Below are 17,456 nucleotides of genomic sequence, written 5' to 3' on the forward strand. Positions count from 1 at the left end.
CAGTTTCAGACCATATCCCTCGGCCGGATCAGCCGGTCGAACGTTGGCTCGTCCACCAGCCCGAGCGCAAGCGCGGCCTGCCGCAGGCTCAGATCATGCTCATGGGCATGCTTGGCGATCTTCGCCGCGTTGTCGTATCCGATCTCAGGGGCCAGCGCCGTCACTAGCATCAAAGATCGTTCCACCAGTTCGGCAATCCGGCGCCGGTCCGGTTCGATGCCCTCGACGCAGCGCTTGGCAAAGCTTTCCATGCCCACGCTCAACAGGTGCATCGAACGCAGCACGGCCGCGCCGATCATCGGCTTGAACACGTTGAGTTCGAGATGACCCTGCAGTCCGCCGACGGTCACCGCCTGATGATTTCCGATCACTTGCGCGGCGACCATCGTCAGCATTTCCGCCTGCGTCGGGTTGACCTTGCCCGGCATGATCGAGCTGCCCGGCTCGTTGGCCGGAAGCTCCAGCTCGCCAAGACCCGAGCGGGGACCGGAGCCGAGCAGGCGGATGTCGTTGGCTATCTTCGTCAGTGCCACGGCCAGCGTCGAAAGCGTCCCCGAAAGCTGCACCAATGCATCGTTCGATGCCAGCGCCTCGAACTTGTTCGGAGCGGTAGAGAAGGGCCTGCCGGTCAGCTCGGCAATCTGCGCCGCCATATCCTTGGCGAAGCCCTCGGGTGCATTGAGACCGGTGCCGACCGCAGTGCCGCCTTGCGCCAGACGCAGCAGATGCAGCTCCACGTGCCGCAAGTGGTCGTAAACGTTGCGCAATTGCTGTGCGTAGCCTGAGAACTCCTGCCCCAGGGTCAGCGGCGTCGCATCCTGCAGGTGTGTGCGCCCGATCTTGACCACGTCCTTCCACGCAATCGCGCAGCCGGATAATGCGCCTGACAGCTTGTCGAGTGCAGGAATCAGCTCACTGTTCAGCGCTTCGACCGCGGCAACGTGAAGAGCCGTGGGGAAGGTGTCGTTCGAGGATTGCCCCATGTTTACATGGTCATTGGGGTGCACCGGGCTCTTGCCGCCTCGCTTCCCCGTAAGCATCTCGTTGGCGCGGCCGGCGATCACCTCGTTCGCGTTCATGTTCGTCTGCGTGCCGCTTCCCGTCTGCCAGATCACCAGCGGGAACTGATCGTCGAGCTTGCCGCTCGCGACTTCCGCTGCGGCTTGGTCGATCACATCCGAAAGTCCGGTGTCCAGTCCATGCCGACGATTGACCTGGGCGGCGGCCTGCTTGACCACGCCCAGCGCATGGATGATCCCGACCGGCATCCGTTCCATCGCACCGAATGGGAAGTTCTCTATGCTGCGCTGCGTCTGCGCCCCCCAATAGGCTTGCGCGTCCACGCGCACTTCGCCGAGGCTGTCGCTTTCGATCCGCTGCATTTGTGCTCTCCGGTCAGGTTCGGTCGAGCAAGCGCTCCACCGTTTCCCCTGCTGTAGCTTGCTTGTCGCCTGTTGCACCCACTTCGCGTTCGAGCGCGGCGCGCAGGCGGCAGATTTCGTCGTCGGTCAGATGCTCGATCCCGACGAATCCTTCGCGGGCCTTGTCTACCGCGCGGATCAGTTCGTCCAGCTTGGCCTGCATCGCCGCAGCGTCGCGGTTCTGGCTGTTCTGGATCAGGAAGACCATCAGGAAGGTGATTATCGTGGTGCCGGTGTTGACCACCAGTTGCCAGGTATCGCTCCACTGGAACAGAGGTCCGCTCAGCCCCCAGCCGATGATGATGGCGAGCGCGACGATGAACGTTGCGGGTCGGCCGGCGAGCCCGGAGACCTTGTTGGCGATGGTGGTGAAGGTCTGCTCCACCACTCAATCCTTGCGCACGTGTTCGGGCTTGCCCTTGCGCTTTGTTGCGGCAAGATCCTCCAACTCCTTATCGCTCATCGATTTTTCCATGGAGCGCGAGGCGCCTTTGAGATCCTTTTTCGGCGTCTCGCCGCGCTTGGCCGACAGGGCGGCACCTGCGGCTTTCTGTTGGGCAGCGGATTTTGCGGGCATTGCGGTTCTCCCGGAATGGTTCCCCGTCTGAACGTTCGGGCAGGTGCCCCGTTCCGGACCGAGCATCTGCGATTGCGTCAATTTGCGTAGCGCTAGTCGTGCTTCGCGCGGCTAGGCTTGCGTCATGGCGTCCGGCAGCACCCTTCGCGAACTCCTTGCCTCTGGCAGGATGTCCGACGCTCTCGCCGAAGCGGGTAAAGCGCTGGCGCGTGATCCACGAGATGTCGAGGCGGGGTTCGTCGCGGCGGTTGCCTTGGCTGAGAGCGGGCGCGTGGCCGATGCTATGCAAGCCATTGGCGCCGTTGTAAAAGTTGCGCCAAAAAACACCGAGTATCTCGCCCAGCAAGCGCGCATTCTGCTGCTCGCAAGGCGCGAAGCAGAGGCGTTGGAAGCCGCGCGGATGGCGGTTTTGGCGGGTAGTGAGGACCCGTTGGTGCTGGATACGATCGGGTGCGTCTTTGCGCGACTGGGGGCGCATGACGAAGCTTTGCCGTTATTCGAAAGAGCGGTGGCGGGGGCGCCGCAAAGTGTTGAATTCCTGTTCAATCTGGCAAGCACCCTGAGCTTCTTCGGGCGCGTGGACGAGGCGGCTGAGACCTTTGAGGCGATTCTTGCCATCGAACCGGGCCATGGCCGCGCGCACCTCGGCCTGGCGGGACTGCGGCGCAAGCCAACCGGTGGAGAAGTTGAGCGAATTCAAGAGGTTCTGGGCAGTATTGCCGACCCGATTGAAGAGGTCAGGCTGCGATTTGCAATTGTCCAACTCTCCGAGGCAGAGGGGCAACTCTCGGAGGCATTCGGGCAACTCTCGCTCGCCAGCGCGAAACTCAGGGCCAACTTCGGCTACCAGTTCGAGAGTGACGAAGCGGTGTTCGAAGGTATCCGCCGGACCTTCGCCCGCGACCTTCCGCTGGTCGCCGACAGCCAGCTCGAGGACGCCCCGATCTTCGTCGTCGGTCTGCCGCGCACCGGCACGACCCTGGTCGACCGCATCCTCTCGTCCCATGCGCAGATCACATCTGCGGGGGAATTGCAGGCGATGCCGCTGGCGGTCAAGCAGCTTGCCGGAACCTCGTCGCGGCTGGTGCTCGATGTGCCGACGGTCGAAGCACTGGGCGGGATTTCGGCGCAGAAGCTGGGAGAACTTTACCTTGCCCGGGCGCGGCAGAATGCCGGGGCGAGGGAAGGGCGGTTTACCGACAAGTTTCCGCTGAATTTCCTCTACATAGGCTGGATACTTCAGGCCTTCCCGCACGCCAGTGTTGTCTGCCTGCGGCGGGGCGCGATGGACAGCGTGTGGAGCAACTACAAGCACCTCTTTGCCACGGGATCGCCCTACTATCGCTGGTCCTACGACCTGATGGACACGGCGCGTTACGTGCTGTCGTTCCAGCGCTTGATGGCCTTCTGGCGCCAACGGTTTCCCGGGCGAATCCACGAAGTTACCTACGAGTGGCTGGTCGCCGACCAGGAAGTGGAGACGCGGCGCATGCTCGCCAGCTGCGGGCTCGAATGGGACCCAGCGTGCCTTGCGTTCCACGAGAATGCCGCTGCTGTCACGACACCCAGCGCGCAGCAGGTGCGTGTGCCGATCAATGCCCGCTCGGTCGGGCGCTGGAGGCAGTACGAGCAGCACCTTGGCGAAGTCATGGATTTCTTCACCGCCAACGGTATTCCGCTGGACTGATTTTTCCGCCGCTTTCGGGCGGCTCTTCAGGTTCATCATTGCGAGCGGAGCGAAGCAATCCGGGGCGGCTCTGCGAGGGCTATGGATTGCTTCGTCGACTGCGTCTCCTCGCAATGACGAAGGATATGCAAGTAGCGTGGGGTTGATCCGCTAAGGAAAAGAGGGCCGCCGGTCTTGCGATCGGCGGCCCAGTCTTCGCAGGAAGTCGGGTGCCGGTCCGCAAACGCGGACCGGCGAAGTCTCAGAAGTGCAGGAAGTACTCGATGCCGACCTTGCGCGGGGCGATCACCGCGTTGCTGTAGTAGCGCGAAACGATGCCGTCGTTGATGATACGGCGCGAAAGGTCTTCGCCGACCGAGGATACCGCGAACTTGTTGAACAGGTTGTCGGCGTAGATGCGCACTTCGTACTTGTCGCGGCGGTAGCCGATGGAGGCACGAGCCAGGATGTAATCCGGGATCACTTCGCCGCCGGCCCGTGCACCGATGCGCGAGAGCACTTCGCCCTGGTAGGTGGCAGTGAAGTTGGTCGAGACAACCGCATCCGAGCCGACGTTGGCATCGTAGGTCACGCCGAGGCTGCCGGTGTGACGTGCGGTACCGGGGAGGCGATCCCCTGCCAGCACGTTGACGCGGATGTTCTTTGGACGTGCCCGGAGATTCTGGTTGCGGATGGTCAGGAGGCCGATCACGTCCTGCGTCAGCTTCGCGTCATTGTACGAGTAGCTGCCGGTAATGGTCAGGCCGTCGATCGGCTTGGCATTGAACGTCGCTTCGAGGCCCTTGGACACTGCCGAGCCGCCGTTGGCGGTGATGCCGGCGATGCCGTACTGGGTCTGCGAGGCCAGCTGGATGCCCTGCCATTTGATATGATAGCCCGAGATCGTCGTCTGGAGCTTGCCGCCAAACAGGGTGGCGCGGACGCCGATTTCCTTGTTCTGGGTCTTGTCCGGGCCGTAGAACTGTTCGTTGGGCAGGGCGCAGGCATTCTGCACATCGTCAAGATTCTCGGGGCACGGTGGCACGCTGTTCGGGCCGCCGATGCGGTAGCCTTCGCTGTAGGTGCCATAAAGCATAAGATCGGGCGTGATCTTGTAGGAGGTATTGAACTTCCAGACGACGCCATTCTTCCCGGAGTCACCGCCGCCCGTATCAAAGCGCAGCACCGGCACCGGTTCGAGTAGGGGCAAGGTGATGCCTCCGTTGGTCTTGGCGTCGTAGCTGAAATAGCGGCCGCCTGCGGTGACCTGCCACTTCGGCGTGATCTCGAACGTGCCTTCGCCGAAGACCGCCTTTTCGATGACCTTGCTGTCGTTGAAGCTGGCGTACTCGATCGGCTCAGGATAGGCGGGCGAGTAGGTGACCGGGCCGAAGTAGAATTCCGGCAGGCCGGGCGTGACTTCGCGGTAAGTGCCCTTGGTCTTGCGCTCGTTGTAGAAACCGCCCAACACCCAGCTGAACGGGCCGCCGTGCGTGGAAACGAAGCGGACTTCCTGGTTGAATTGCTTGATATCGGTAGCCGAGCGGGTGAAGCCCGAGAACTGCGGGAACAGTTCGTAGCCGTAGTCGAGGTCGAGCAGCAGGTCGGTCACGTCATTCGACGAGCGGATCTTCTGGTGTGACCAGGCCGTAGCCGAAACCATCTGGGCAATGTCACCCAGCTCGATCTGGACTTCGCCGCTGACGAGGTGGACCTGACGCTTGGACGGCTCGAGATAGCGACCGACCGCTTCATACTTGCCGGTGCCGAACACGCCGGCACCATTGACCTGGCGGCCGTTGGTCGAGGTGTTCTGGTAGGCATAGTTTATGTAGACGCCGATCGTCTCGGTCGGGAACAGAGCCAGCGTGTTGCGCGTGGTGAAGGTATGCTCGAAGTTGGCATCCTTGTAGGTGTAGAGGTTAGCCGCGATCTGTTCGGGCGTGCCGAGCGGCGCGGTGCGCGAGGTGGCGGGGCCGCCGGGCTGTGGCAGCGAAACGCCAGGCTCCTTCAGCAGCGCGACATAATCGATGAAGCCCGGATCGTTGTAGTAGCCGACGGTCGAGCGCAGCGCGACCTTGTCGGTCACGATCGGGATGTTGAAGGTGGCATCGACCTGGAAGCCCGGATCGTCGGCGTGGGCGACATCGTAGACGCGACCGTGGAAATCCGCCGTCCAGCGCGTCGGGTCCGGTCGGTTGGGAATGTAGCGGATGGCACCGGCGAGAGTGCCGACGCCGTAAAGCGTGCCCTGCGGCCCGAGCAGGGTTTCGACGCGGGCGATGTCGAGAAGCTTGAAGTCCTGATAGAGCGGCACTTCGCCGAGGTAGATTGCGACGGCACTGTCGGAGTTGGCGCCGGTTACCCCGACGTCCGCCGCCGAGAGACCGCGCATGACAATGGCACCGGTAGAGCGCGGACCTGTGTCCAGAATGGTCAGGCCCGGCGTGAACGCGGCAAGACCGCGTACGTCGTCGATGCGCTTTTCGGTTAGGTCGGAGCCCGAGACCGCAGTGATATTGATGGGAACGTCCTGAAGCGAGACGGCGCGGCGGGTGGCGGTTACGACGATCGTGGAACCGGGATCTTCACCGGCTTCGGCAGCGGTGGCGTCAGCCTGAGGTGCTTCCTGCGCAAACGCGGGAAGGGCGGCGAGACCGGCGAGCGCGCTGGCCGAGAGGAGCGCTGCGCGCTTCAGGGAAAATTGCATGAAACCCTCACTGTGTTGTTCTTGTCTCGTGGCTTCAGTCATCCCCGCCGGTGGCTCTCTTTTTCTGGAGCCTTCTTGACCCGACATGTCTCTGGCCCGGCACTTTCATCCAGAGTGATTACAAGGCTAAACGCTTGCTGAAGGGAGCCTATGGGTCATTTGACGTAGAGTGAGAGCGTTCGCACCAAGGGGCGTACGTAAATCGGCCCATCCTCGGGAGCGTCGCAGACCGGCACTATCAAGGCATGGACACAGTGCCGCCGACGGACATTGATATGCCGACAGAATTCTCGCCCATCGGGGGTTTGAGGCGGCTTGCAACTGTCATCGCGGAGCGGGTCATCAAGTCGGCCGGGGCCACCTGAGGCGGTGCCGCGCGCTGTCACCATCGTTTCCGAGAGGCGATCCTACAACCAGTGGGTCACCGGACAGACGCTTGACGACCATGCCCATCGCCAGACCGCCGTAGTTGCCCGTCACTGGTCGACCGGCGTGGTGTTGCAGACCGCGCTCGGCGCAAGCGCTTCACTGGTTTGCGAAGTCATCGGCGCGACGATCACCTTGTTCTACGGCATGGGGGTCAGCGTCGCGGCGATCCTGGCAGGGTGTCTGCTGATGTTCATCGTCAGCCTGCCCATTGCCGTGCACGCGGCCCGCAAGGGGCTCGACATTGACCTGATCACCCGCGGCGCGGGTTTCGGTTATCTTGGTTCGACGATCACTTCGCTGATCTATGCCTCGTTCACGTTCCTGCTGTTTGCGCTCGAGGCGAGCATCATGGCGGTGGCCTTGCAGGCGCTGACCGGGATCAGGATCGAGCTTGCCTATATCGTCTGTGCGCTCGTGGTGCTTCCCATCGCGCTTCATGGAATGCGGACGATTGCGCGCTTTCAGACATGGACCCAGCCACTGTGGATCGTGCTGCAGCTGATCCCGCTGGCTTATGTGCTGTGGCGCGGTGACGAGGTGATCACGGCCTGGGTGGACTTTACCGGGATCTACGCTCCGAGAACGCAGCTGGTTTCGTTCGGCCTTGCGCTTTCGGTGCTGCTATCGCTCTTGCCCCGCATTGGTGAGCAGGTTGAATATCTGCGTTTCATGCCGCCGCGCGAAGTGATTGGCGCAAGGCGGTGGTGGACAGCGGTGGTGCTGGGCGGACCGGGCTGGTTGCTGATCGGGGGGGGCAAGCTGCTGCTCGGGTCCGTGCTTGCGGCATGGGCGGTGTCTTCGGGCATTGCGCCTGACATCGCCGGTACGCCCGATGCGATGTTCGGGCAGGTGTTCGGCCCGCTGACCGGGTCTGCGCGCGGTGGGCTGGTGATGACCGCAGTGCTGGTGATCGTTTGCCAGCTCAAGGTGAACGTGACCAATGCCCATGCCGGGGCCATTGCCTGGTCGAATGTCTTTTCGCGCCTGACCCATGGCTATGCCGGACGTGCGGTATGGCTGGCGTTCAATGTCGGGCTGGCGACAACCCTGCTGTTCTTCGGCATCTTCCGCTCGATGGAGATCGTGTTGATGCTCTATTCCAGCCTTGCGGCAGGCTGGATCGGTGCCTTGAGCGCGGACCTTCTGGTGTCGGGGCCGTTGGGCTTGAGGCTGCAAGACACGGAGTTCCAGCGCGCCTACCTCTATGACGTGAATCCGGTCGGTATGGGCGCGATGCTGCTGTCGCTGGTCGCTTCAGCCCTGTGCCAGCTCGGGTTTGCCGGAGAAGTGGCACAGGCGTTCGCGCCGGTGATCGGTTTGTTTGTGGCATTTGTAGCAGCGCCGATGCTCGCGATCTTGACCAAGGGGCAGTACTACATTGCCCGCAAGCGTACGCCCTGCGAAGCGGCGATCCAGACTTGCGTGATCTGCGAGAACCGCTTCGAGCGCGGCGATACCGCGCATTGCCCAGTCTATTCGGGGCCGATCTGCTCGATGTGCTGCACGCTCGAGACGCGCTGCCACGACATCTGCAAGGAGGGCAGCCGGGCGACCGAGCAGTTCACCAACCTTGCCGAGCGAATGCTGCCGCAGCGTCTGGCACGATACGTGCACACAACGACCGGGCATTTCGTTGGTGTCGCTGGCGCGTTCACGCTGGCCAACATGCTGGTGCTCGGGTTGATCGGGCGCGAGTATGCGCGGGTCTATCCGGCACTGGCGACGCATGTCTGGTCTATCCTGTTCGCGGTGTTTCTGGTGTTCTTCTTCATGTCGGGCGTGGGGAGCTGGTTCATCGTGCTGGCGCACGAGAGCCGCCGCGCGGCGCAGGACGAGACACGGCGGCACCTTGGCGAGCTGGAGCAGGAAATCGCGGCGCATGAGGCGACCGATGCGGCCTTGCAGAAGGCGCGCGAGGTGGCCGAGGCGGCGAATGCGGCGAAGAGCCGGTATCTCGTATCGGTGAGCCACGAGATCCGCTCGCCGCTCAATTCGATCTACGGCTATGCCCAGTTGCTTGAGCGGGGGAGCGATCTGAAGCCCGAGGATGCGGGGCGGGTGATCTGCCGGTCTAGCGAGCATCTGTCCAATCTGGTCGACGGGTTGCTGGACATCGCGCAGGTGGAAGCGGGCGTGCTTCGCCTGTCGCGCGACACGATCCGCCTGCCGGCCTTCGTCGAGCAGATCGCCAACATGTTTCGCCCGCAGGCCCAGGCCAAGGGGCTGAAGTTCCAGCTGGAAACGCCCAGGCAGTTGCCCGAGTTCGTTCGTGGGGACCAGAAGCGTTTGCGGCAGGTGCTGATCAACCTGATCTCGAACGCGATCAAGTTCACGCCCGCAGGTTCAGTGACGTTCCGGATCGGCTGGCGCGGGGAGATCGCGACGTTCGAGGTGATCGACACCGGCATCGGCATCGCGCCCGAGGACATGGACCGGATCTTCGGCGCGTTCGAGCGGGGCAACAGCAATTCGGTGGCGGGGCAGCCGGGGATCGGGCTGGGGCTGGCAATCACCTCGACGCTGGTTCACGTTATGGGCGGGGACCTGACGGTGGACAGCACGCTGGGTGAAGGGACGCGGTTTGCGCTGCGCCTGATGCTCTCGCGCCCGGTGACGCAGCCGGTGCAGAGCCACCGCGCGGACGTGATCACCGGCTATGAAGGCGAGCGGCGCAGGGTTCTTGTGGTGGACGACGATGCAGCGCAGGCAGCTGTGATCGAGAACCTGCTGCGGCCGCTGGGCTTCACGGTTGTTGGCGCGCGCGATGGCGATACGGCGATTGCGCTGGCGGCGGCGACGCGGCCGGACATCGTGTTCATGGACATCTCGATGCCGGGCAAGACCGGCTGGGAGACGGCAGGGCTGCTACGGGCGGCGCATGGCAGCGGCTTGCGCATCGTCATGGTCTCGGCCGATGCGCACCAGTTCCGGCGCGGTGGGGACGGGCACGATCCGCACGACATGTTCCTGACCAAGCCGATCGAACTCGACAGTTTGCTCGATGCGCTGTCGTGGCAGCTGGACGTGACCTGGACCGTCGAGGACGGCAGCCCGCGCAAGGCGATGCCTGCCACCTCGGCGGTCGAACTGCACCTGCCTGCCGCCGCCTTGCCCTTCGTACCCGAAATCGAAAGCCTCGCCCGGATCGGCAACGTCCGCGCGATCCAGAACCGTCTTTCCGAACTTGAGGATGCCGTTCCCGATGCAGCCCGTTTCGTCGCACACTTGCGTACCAGTCTCGAATGCTTCGATTTCAAGGGCCTGCGCGAGGCCCTCCGACGAGGTGTCGTCCATGTTCAGTGAAGGTCTGAGCGGGGAGGCGGGCCGCGATACGGTGCTTGTCGTCGACGACAACCCGGAATCGCTACACTTCCTGATCGACACGATCGAACGCGCAGGGATGACCGTGCTGATCGCTACCAATGGCAGCAACGCACTGGAACTGCTGGAGCACGTCGCGCCCGACCTGATCCTGATCGATGCGATCATGCCGGGGCTGGACGGGTTCGACACCACGCGGGCGATCAAGAAGCAGCCGCGACTGGCAGACATTCCGGTAATATTCATGACCGGCCTGACCGAGACCGAGCATGCGGTGCGCGCGCTCGATGCGGGCGGGGTCGACTACGTGCGCAAGCCTATCGCCATTGAGGAATTGCTGGCGCGGATGCGGGTGCATCTGGCGGCGGCGCGGGTTTCGCAGGCGGGGCGCTCGGCGCTGGATGCCACGGGGCGGCATCTGTTTGCGGTCGACCGGGCCGGGCAACTGCTCTGGGCCACGCCGCAGGTCGAGCGGCTGATGAGCGGGATGGGCGAAGGGGAAGGGCTGCCGGCGGACTTCGCGGCGCCCGTCGCCCGATTGCTGGCTCAGCGGGACAATCCGGAAGCTTCACTGCGCTTCGATGCGGCCGGGCAGACCATCGAACTGGTCATGGTCGGCCCGATGCGCGGTGATGACGCGGGCGGGCGGGAGTTGCTGATCCGGCTCAACCTGATCCGTGAGGGGGCGGAGGTGGAGCGCTTGCGCGAGCGCTATGGCCTGACCCAGCGCGAGGCCGAAGTGCTGCTGTGGATCAGCTATGGCAAGCCGAACCGCGTGATCAGCGAGATTCTCGGGATCAGCCCGCGCACGGTTAACAAGCATCTGGAGCAGGTGTTCGAGAAGCTGGGCGTGGAAACGCGCGCGGCGGCGGCGGCGTTTGCAGTGCGGACGATTGCATGAACCGGTTTGGCGAAGGGGGCCGCTCTCTCCCTCTTCCTTCGCCAAGCTGCGGGAAAGGCGCTATGATCTTCGGATGAGGATCCAGCCCCTTTCCCGCAGCGCCTTGGCGGCGCTCCTGCTGACCAGCGTGCCTGCATCGGCTGCGGAAGCTCGACGGCATGACGTCAGCATTACCCGCGACGACTGGGGCATTGCCCATGTGCGCGGCAAGACGGATGCGGACGCGGTGTTCGGTGCGATCTATGCCCAAGCCGAGGACGATTTTCCGCGCGTGGAGGCAAACCTGCTGACCGCGCTGGGGCGGCGTGCAGAGGCAGAGGGCGAGGACTTCCTCTGGCAGGACCTGCGCCAGCGATTGTGGATCGATCCGGAAGCGCTCAAGCGCGATTATGCAAGCTCACCCGCGTGGTTGCGCAGGCTGATGGACGCATGGGCGGCGGGGCTCAACCACTACATTGCCACGCATCCGGAAGATCGGCCCAAAGTGCTGACACGGTTCGAGCCGTGGATGGCGCTGTCGTTCACCGAAGGCTCGATCGGTGGCGACATCGAGAAGGCCCCGCTCAAGCCGCTCGCCGCATTCTATGGAGGCGAGGCAAGCCCGCTGGCGCTGGCGATGGAGACCGTGCGCGACAACGAGCCGCGTGGATCGAACGGCATTGCAATCGCGCCGAAGATGTCTGCCAATGAACATGCACTCCTGCTGATAAACCCCCACACCTCCCTGTTTTTCCGCTCGGAGCGGGAGATGCGCAGCGACGAGGGGCTTCATGCCTATGGCGCGTCGACCTGGGGGCAATTCTTCATTTACCAGGGGTTCAACGAGAACCTTGGCTGGATGCATACGACCAGCGGCGCCGACAATGTCGACGAGTTTGTCGAGACGGTATCAAGAAAGTCTGGCAAGTGGTTCTACAGGCGTGGAAATGTCCTGAAGCCATTTGCTGAGAAGCCGGTGACCCTGCGCTACAGGAAACTGGATGGAAGTCTGGGTGAAAAGACCTTCACCACTTTTGCAAGCGTGCATGGGCCGGTCGTGCGAAGTGACAGCAAGGGCAACTGGATCGCCCTGTCACTGATGCACCGGCCGGTGGCAGCGCTCAGCCAGTCATGGCTGCGGACCAAGGCGCGGACGCAAGCGGAGTTTCTGAAGACGGCGGAGCTGAAGGCCAATTCCTCGAACAACACGCTCTTTGCCGATCGGGCGGGCAATATCGCGCTGTTGCTGCCGCAGTTCGCGCCGCGACGGGATGCACGGTTCGACTATCGCGATCCGGTGGACGGCAGCAATCCGGCAGCGGACTGGCGCGGGGTTTATCAGGCAAGTGAACGACCCGATGTGCTCAATCCGGCAGCGGGCTGGCTGTACAATTCCAACGATGCGCCATGGCGTGCCGCTGGCGAAGGGACGGTTGATCCGGCACGTTGGGCGGCGACGTTCGATCAGGTCGGCGCCAATCCGCGCGGGGACCACGCGTTGGAACTTCTGGGCAAGGCCAAGTCGCTCGATCTCGATACGCTGCGCACGCTGGCTTACGATCCGCACATGCCATTGTTCGAGGACCTGATCCCCGGTCTGCCCGAGGTTGTCGCAGGCGATCCGCTGGCAGGGCCGGTGGCGCTGCTAAAAGGGTGGGACCGGCGCTGGTCGATGGATTCGCAGGCCATGAGCCTTGCCAACTATTGGGGCGAGGAGTTGAGCGCGAGCGTTCAGACCGCGTTGCCCCGGCACGGCAACGTGTTCGACGAGATGCGGCGGACGTCACCGGCACAGCGCCGGGATGCACTGGCGCGCGCCGTTGCAAAGCTGACGGCAGATTTCGGCGGGTGGCAGGTGCCCTGGGGCGAGGTCAATCGCTATCAGCGGACGACCTCGGCCATCGTCCGGCAATTCGCGGACGACAAACCGAGCCTTCCTGTGGCCTTCGCCTCGGCGCGCTGGGGCTCGCTCGCCTCGTTCGGGGCCAAGCAGTATCCGGGCACGCGGCGCTGGTATGGCACAAGCGGCAACAGCTTTGTCGCGGTGGTGGAGTTCGGGGCGAAGGTGCGGGCCATGGCAGTGTCGTCCGGCGGAGCGAGCGGGCGAGAGGGATCACTGCACTTCAACGATCAGGCTGGGCTCTATGCCTCGGGCGGGATGCGACCAGTGTACTTCTACCCTGAAGATCTCGCAGGCCATGTGGAGCGCAGTTACCGCCCTTGAAGCATGTCTTCGGCGCGCTGCAGGTCTTCGGGCCTGTCGATATCGAGGGCAAGATCTTCGGCGAGGTCAACGGACGGAACATCGCGGAGGAGCGCGCCTGCGCCGCGATCCCCCTGAAGCGACTGCAACGCCGGGAAGTGGCTTGCGCCGAAGATGGCGGGGACCATTGTCAGCAACCCGACCTGTGTGGCGATGCGGTTGCCATCGAACTCGGCGATAAGGCGGGCGAAGTGACTTGCTGGCACCAGTGGCATATCTGCCAGCGCGAACAGCACAGCTTGTGCATCCCGCACGCTGGCAATTCCGGTAGCGATCGAACGGGATAGCGGTGCGTCGGGTGGGTCGATCAGGACCCTCTCGAACCCCGGCAGGTCGGGCGTCATTGGCGAGCAGACCGCAAGGCGGCGGGCAAAGGGCAGGGCGGAAAGGCTTTCTGCCACGTGATGGGCCAGCGGCCTACCACCGAGCAACGCGGCCAGCTTTGCGCTGCCGAAACGCGATCCGCGCCCGGCTGCGAGCAGGACGAGCGCAATGCCTTCGGCGCTCATGCCTTCACGCTCATTGGGCGGCTTGGGCTTCCAGTGGGGCTCCGGTCCAGTAAGTCCATCTGGCGAGGGCATTGTATTCGGCGACGATCTCGCCAAGGACCGAAAGCGCCAGCGTTGCAGGATCTCGCGTAGCGGGGATCAGGCCGATATGGCCGCGAAGCGTTGCGATCCGTTCCTCGGAGATGCCTGCAGCGCGCATGGCATCAAGGCGCGCGGCATGGGTCCGGCGGCTGCCGATGGCACCGTGATAGAACGCCGGGAAAGCCAGTGTCTGGGGAAGCAGGCCTTCCTCCCAGTCACGCCCGTGGAACAGGAAGACGATGGCAGACCACGGGTCAACATCCGTCAAAGGCATGGTGTTCCGGGTGTGGAGAAGCGTTGCGGCTACGCCTTCGGCCTCAAGGCTCGCGCAAGTTTCGGTTTCGGGAGATAGCGCATGAACTGTGGTGCCGAAAGCCTTGGCCAGACGGCAAAAAGCCGTGAGATCCTCACCTTGGCCGAAGGCATGGACCGTGAGTGGTGGCTGGTAGCAATGCGTGAGTGCAATGCCGTCCCAAGCTGACTGATCGGCGGGATCGGCGAGAATGACCTTGTCGCATTCGATGCGCAAAGCTGCCTGATGGCGCGCTGCGAGCTGCGCAATGGCCTGGCTGATTGCCGCAGGATCGGGGCGCGGGGTGAACAGCAGATCGATCCCGCCGCCACAGGGCAGACGGATGTCGATATAGGGCGAGCCCACACCATAGCGCACGACATGGCCCCAGCCTTCGCGCAAAGCGTCGATGGCTTCGGCGGCGACGGCGTCCTCGACGCATCCGCCCGAAAAGGAGCCGATCCGTCGTCCGTCAGCGGCCACGGCCATCTGTGCGCCGACCGCACGCGAAGAGCCGCCGGTCACGGCAACGAGCGTGACCAGCGTACAATCAATGCCTTCTTCCGCGCGGGCGGCGAGGAAGTTCAGGATGTCCAGCGGAGTCGTGGCGACCATAGATCGCGGGCTATACCATCTCCAGCGGCAGTCGGCGATGCCGCTTGCCGGTGAGCGAATAGACCGCGTTTGCCAGCGCCGGAATGACCGGTGGCAAGGCGGGTTCGCCAAGTCCGGTTGGCGGGAAATCGGTCTTCACGAACTCGACGGCGATGGCGCGCGGAGCGGCATCGATGCGCATGAGCGCGAAATCGCCGAAGTTCTCGGCGGTGATGGCCCCGGCTTCCTGCACGATCTTCTGGCCTATGAGCGCTTGGCTGATCCCGTCGATGACGCAGCCCTGCGCCTGGTTCATCGCGTTGATCGGGTTGATCACGTGCGCACCGATGTCTCCGGCGACCCAGACCTTGTCGATGCTGATAGCACCGTTCTTCATGGAAAGGTCAACGATTTCAGCGAAGTATCCAAGGTGACTGAAGTAGAATCCGAAGCCACGTCCCTTTTCGCGCCCTTTCCAGCTGGCAGACTTGCATACGGCGTCTATCACGCCGCGGGCACGACCGGTGTGGAAGCTGACCCGCTCGCCGGGAATCTCGCGCGGGGGGCCCAGTGTGCGGCGCATGAATTCGGGAAGATCAAGCCCGGCTGCTTCGGCGACCTCGTCCATGAACGACTGCCATACGAAGGACATCGCGTTCGACGTGGGCGCGCGGAGCCAGCCGGTGGCGAGGTTGGTCGCCATGTAGCTGATGCCGAGATCGACATTGGGCACGACCGGTGCGGGAAACTCTGTCGGCGCCATCTGCGCGGCGCGGATCGGCTTGCCGTCCTTGCCGAAAGTGACGAAGTGGTCCTTGAGGGCAACCAGTGCGCCGCTGGCATCGAGGCCTGCGGTAAAGCGGTGCCAGCCAGCGGGGCGGTAGAAGTCGTGGCGGAAGTCGTCGGTGCGGTCATAGAGGACCTTGACCGGCTTGCCGGGGAGGGCCTTTGCCGCCTGTCCCGCGATGACCATGTAATCGTTCATCAGGCGGCGGCCGAAGCCACCACCCATGCGGGTCAGGTGGATGGTAAGGTCATCGGGCGACAGGCCGCAGAGCTTGGCGGTTTCGGCGCGCCCCTGTCCGGGATTCTGGCTGGGCGCCCAGATCTCGAGCTTGCCGTCCTTGAACAGCGCGGTGCAGTTTTGCGGTTCGAGCGGGGCGTGGGCGAGGAAGGGATAGTCGTAGTCCGCCTTGATCACTTTGGCCGCTTTGGCCAGCACGCCATCGGCATCGCCGGTCTTGAGCAGGCTGGCCTGCGGGGCGCTGGTGACCAGCTTGGCAGCGTCGGCTTCGTACTTTGCCGTGGTGAAGCCGGTGACGGCGGCATCGTCCCATTTCACGCCAAGCTTTTCGCGCGCCTTGCTGGCCTTCCACCAGCTGTCGGCGATGATCACGACAGTGTCGGACTTGCCTTCGGGCACGAAGCCGCTGTTGACAGCGGTAACGGCGAGGACGCCGGGGATTGCCTTGACGGCTGCATCATCGATCGAGGCCACGGTGCCGCCGTGGGCGGGGCACTTGACCACGGCGGCGTGGACCATGCCGGGCAGGCGGGTGTCGATCCCGTAAAGGGGCTGACCCTTGACGATCTTGGGCACGTCGACGCCGGGCTTGGACTTGCCGATGATCGTGAAGGTTTTCTCGTCCTTGAGCGGGACCTTGGCGAGATCCGGCGCAGTTTCGGTGGCGGCCAGCTTGGCGAGCGAGGCATAAGTCGCGCTCTTGCCGGAGGCTCCGTGGATCACAGCGCCCTTTGCCGTGGTCAGTGCGGCGGGTTCAACCGACCACTTCTTTGCCGCGGCGGAGACGAGCATGGCACGGGCAGCCGCTCCGACCTGGCGCATCGGCAGCCAGTTGCGCGGAGTGGCGGTGCTGCCACCGGCGACTTGGGGGCCGTAGCGCTTCTCGTCGGCATCGGTCTGCTCGATGCGAACCTGCTCCCAGTCGAGATCCATTTCCTCTGCGATGAGCATCGGCAGCATGACTTTGACGCCCTGGCCGATTTCGGGGTTCTTGGCGCCGATGGTGACGGTGTTGTCGGCGTTGATGCGGACGAAGGCGTTCAGCACGTCGGCAGGAGCCGCGGTTGTTGCTGCGGCGAGGACGACCGAGGCATCGAGCGTCAGAACTGCACCGCCGGCAAGCGAGGTGGCGATGAAGGAGCGGCGCGAAAGCGAAATTGCGTCGCTCATGCCACGGACTCCTCGGTGGGCAGGCCTGCGGCGGTGCGTATCGCGGCGCGGATGCGCATGTAGGTGGCGCAGCGGCAGATGTTGCCGCTCATCCAGCCGTCGATGTCCTCGGGCGTGGGCATGGGGTTCTGCTTGAGCAGGGCGGTAGCGGACATGATCTGGCCGGCCTGACAATAGCCGCACTGCGGCACGTCGAGCGCGATCCACGCTTCCTGCACGCGCTTGCCGAGATCGTTGAGGCCGACGCCTTCGATCGTGGTGACCGACTTGCCTGCGGCATCGGCGATGGGCGTCTGGCAGGAGCGTACGGCGTCATCATCAAGGTGGACGGTGCAAGCACCGCACAGCCCGGCACCGCAGCCGAACTTGGTGCCCGGCATGTCGAGATCCTCACGCAGGACCCAGAGCAGGGGCTTGTCGGCATCGGTTTCAACGATGCGTTTGCGGCCGTTCACGGTGAGGGAAATGCTCATCGTCTCAAATCCTTGGGTCTTCCGAATGCCGGGATCGCGGACGTGG

12 protein-coding genes are annotated in these 17,456 nt (G+C 63.8%); 4 read left to right on the plus strand and 8 right to left on the minus strand.

Annotated features, from left to right (window positions below; all coding sequences use genetic code 11):
• Nucleotides 1–5: 5 nt before the first annotated feature.
• From fumC to ACZ1JW_RS14220, 3 genes are read right to left on the minus strand one after another with little or no spacing between them, the layout of a single operon-like run.
• Nucleotides 6–1,382: a class II fumarate hydratase gene (gene fumC, locus ACZ1JW_RS14210; protein WP_465141046.1), complete on the minus strand. Its 1,377-nt coding sequence runs from the start codon at nt 1,380–1,382 to the stop codon at nt 6–8.
• Nucleotides 1,383–1,395: 13 nt separating this feature from the next.
• Nucleotides 1,396–1,806 carry a low affinity iron permease family protein gene (locus ACZ1JW_RS14215; protein WP_465126146.1) on the minus strand — a complete coding sequence of 137 codons (411 nt, stop codon included), beginning with the start codon at nt 1,804–1,806 and terminating at the stop codon, nt 1,396–1,398.
• A gap of 3 nt (nt 1,807–1,809) precedes the next feature.
• Nucleotides 1,810–1,998 carry a DUF3008 family protein gene (locus ACZ1JW_RS14220; protein WP_465126145.1) on the minus strand — a complete coding sequence of 63 codons (189 nt, stop codon included), beginning with the start codon at nt 1,996–1,998 and terminating at the stop codon, nt 1,810–1,812.
• Nucleotides 1,999–2,167: 169 nt separating this feature from the next.
• On the opposite strand from ACZ1JW_RS14220, the gene ACZ1JW_RS14225 reads away from it, so the two are divergent.
• Complete coding sequence (locus ACZ1JW_RS14225; RefSeq protein WP_465141047.1) at nt 2,168–3,685, plus strand: sulfotransferase family protein; 1,518 nt, start codon at nt 2,168–2,170, stop codon at nt 3,683–3,685.
• A gap of 241 nt (nt 3,686–3,926) precedes the next feature.
• Here the strand turns inward: ACZ1JW_RS14225 and ACZ1JW_RS14230 are convergent, their stop codons facing one another.
• Entirely contained in the window at nt 3,927–6,374 is a 2,448-nt protein-coding gene (locus ACZ1JW_RS14230) for a TonB-dependent receptor (protein ID WP_465126143.1), read from the minus strand.
• Between the two features lie 369 nt (nt 6,375–6,743).
• Between ACZ1JW_RS14230 and ACZ1JW_RS14235 the strand changes: the two genes are divergently transcribed.
• The 3 genes from ACZ1JW_RS14235 to ACZ1JW_RS14245 all read left to right on the plus strand — a co-directional run bounded on the left by ACZ1JW_RS14235 (nt 6,744) and on the right by ACZ1JW_RS14245 (nt 13,228).
• The gene (locus tag ACZ1JW_RS14235) at nt 6,744–10,106 is read left to right on the plus strand and encodes a hybrid sensor histidine kinase/response regulator (protein ID WP_465141048.1); all 3,363 of its coding nucleotides are present in this window, start codon (nt 6,744–6,746) and stop codon (nt 10,104–10,106) included.
• Nucleotides 10,096–11,025, plus strand: a complete 930-nt coding sequence (locus tag ACZ1JW_RS14240; protein ID WP_465126141.1) for a response regulator — start codon at nt 10,096–10,098, stop codon at nt 11,023–11,025. Before ACZ1JW_RS14235 ends, ACZ1JW_RS14240 begins: the two co-directional genes overlap by 11 nt.
• 73 nt (nt 11,026–11,098) lie before the next feature.
• On the plus strand, nt 11,099–13,228 hold the full coding sequence (locus tag ACZ1JW_RS14245; RefSeq protein WP_465141049.1) for a penicillin acylase family protein: 2,130 nt from the start codon (nt 11,099–11,101) through the stop codon (nt 13,226–13,228).
• Here the strand turns inward: ACZ1JW_RS14245 and ACZ1JW_RS14250 are convergent.
• The 4 genes from ACZ1JW_RS14250 to ACZ1JW_RS14265 are packed head-to-tail and all read right to left on the minus strand — an operon-like array spanning nt 13,216 to nt 17,410.
• Nucleotides 13,216–13,776: a nucleotidyltransferase family protein gene (locus ACZ1JW_RS14250; RefSeq protein WP_465141050.1), complete on the minus strand. Its 561-nt coding sequence runs from the start codon at nt 13,774–13,776 to the stop codon at nt 13,216–13,218. The two genes, ACZ1JW_RS14245 and ACZ1JW_RS14250, sit on opposite strands and share 13 nt — an antisense overlap.
• 10 nt (nt 13,777–13,786) lie before the next feature.
• Entirely contained in the window at nt 13,787–14,764 is a 978-nt protein-coding gene (locus ACZ1JW_RS14255; protein ID WP_465141051.1) for an XdhC family protein, read from the minus strand.
• A 10-nt stretch (nt 14,765–14,774) separates the two neighbouring features.
• Nucleotides 14,775–16,937, minus strand: coding sequence for a xanthine dehydrogenase family protein molybdopterin-binding subunit (locus ACZ1JW_RS14260; protein ID WP_465141052.1), 2,163 nt, complete (start codon nt 16,935–16,937; stop codon nt 14,775–14,777).
• Entirely contained in the window at nt 16,934–17,410 is a 477-nt protein-coding gene (locus tag ACZ1JW_RS14265; protein ID WP_465141053.1) for a (2Fe-2S)-binding protein, read from the minus strand. The genes ACZ1JW_RS14260 and ACZ1JW_RS14265 overlap by 4 nt, the downstream gene beginning before the upstream one ends.
• Nucleotides 17,411–17,456: the final 46 nt, after the last annotated feature.

The organism is Novosphingobium sp. BL-A-28-Hi1-0D, from assembly GCF_055521755.1.

Bases quoted from the DNA above. Each gene is read 5' to 3' on its own strand.
- ACZ1JW_RS14230 (WP_465126143.1), bottom strand. From the start codon at position 6,374: ATGCAATTTTCCCTGAAGCGCGCAGCGCTCCTCTCGGCCAGCGCGCTC.
- ACZ1JW_RS14265 (WP_465141053.1), bottom strand. From the start codon at position 17,410: ATGAGCATTTCCCTCACCGTGAACGGCCGCAAACGCATCGTTGAAACC.
- ACZ1JW_RS14260 (WP_465141052.1), bottom strand. From the start codon at position 16,937: ATGAGCGACGCAATTTCGCTTTCGCGCCGCTCCTTCATCGCCACCTCG.
- ACZ1JW_RS14240 (WP_465126141.1), top strand. From the start codon at position 10,096: ATGTTCAGTGAAGGTCTGAGCGGGGAGGCGGGCCGCGATACGGTGCTT.
- ACZ1JW_RS14250 (WP_465141050.1), bottom strand. From the start codon at position 13,776: ATGAGCGCCGAAGGCATTGCGCTCGTCCTGCTCGCAGCCGGGCGCGGA.
- ACZ1JW_RS14220 (WP_465126145.1), bottom strand. From the start codon at position 1,998: ATGCCCGCAAAATCCGCTGCCCAACAGAAAGCCGCAGGTGCCGCCCTG.
- fumC (WP_465141046.1), bottom strand. From the start codon at position 1,382: ATGCAGCGGATCGAAAGCGACAGCCTCGGCGAAGTGCGCGTGGACGCG.
- ACZ1JW_RS14245 (WP_465141049.1), top strand. From the start codon at position 11,099: ATGAGGATCCAGCCCCTTTCCCGCAGCGCCTTGGCGGCGCTCCTGCTG.
- ACZ1JW_RS14255 (WP_465141051.1), bottom strand. From the start codon at position 14,764: ATGGTCGCCACGACTCCGCTGGACATCCTGAACTTCCTCGCCGCCCGC.
- ACZ1JW_RS14225 (WP_465141047.1), top strand. From the start codon at position 2,168: ATGTCCGACGCTCTCGCCGAAGCGGGTAAAGCGCTGGCGCGTGATCCA.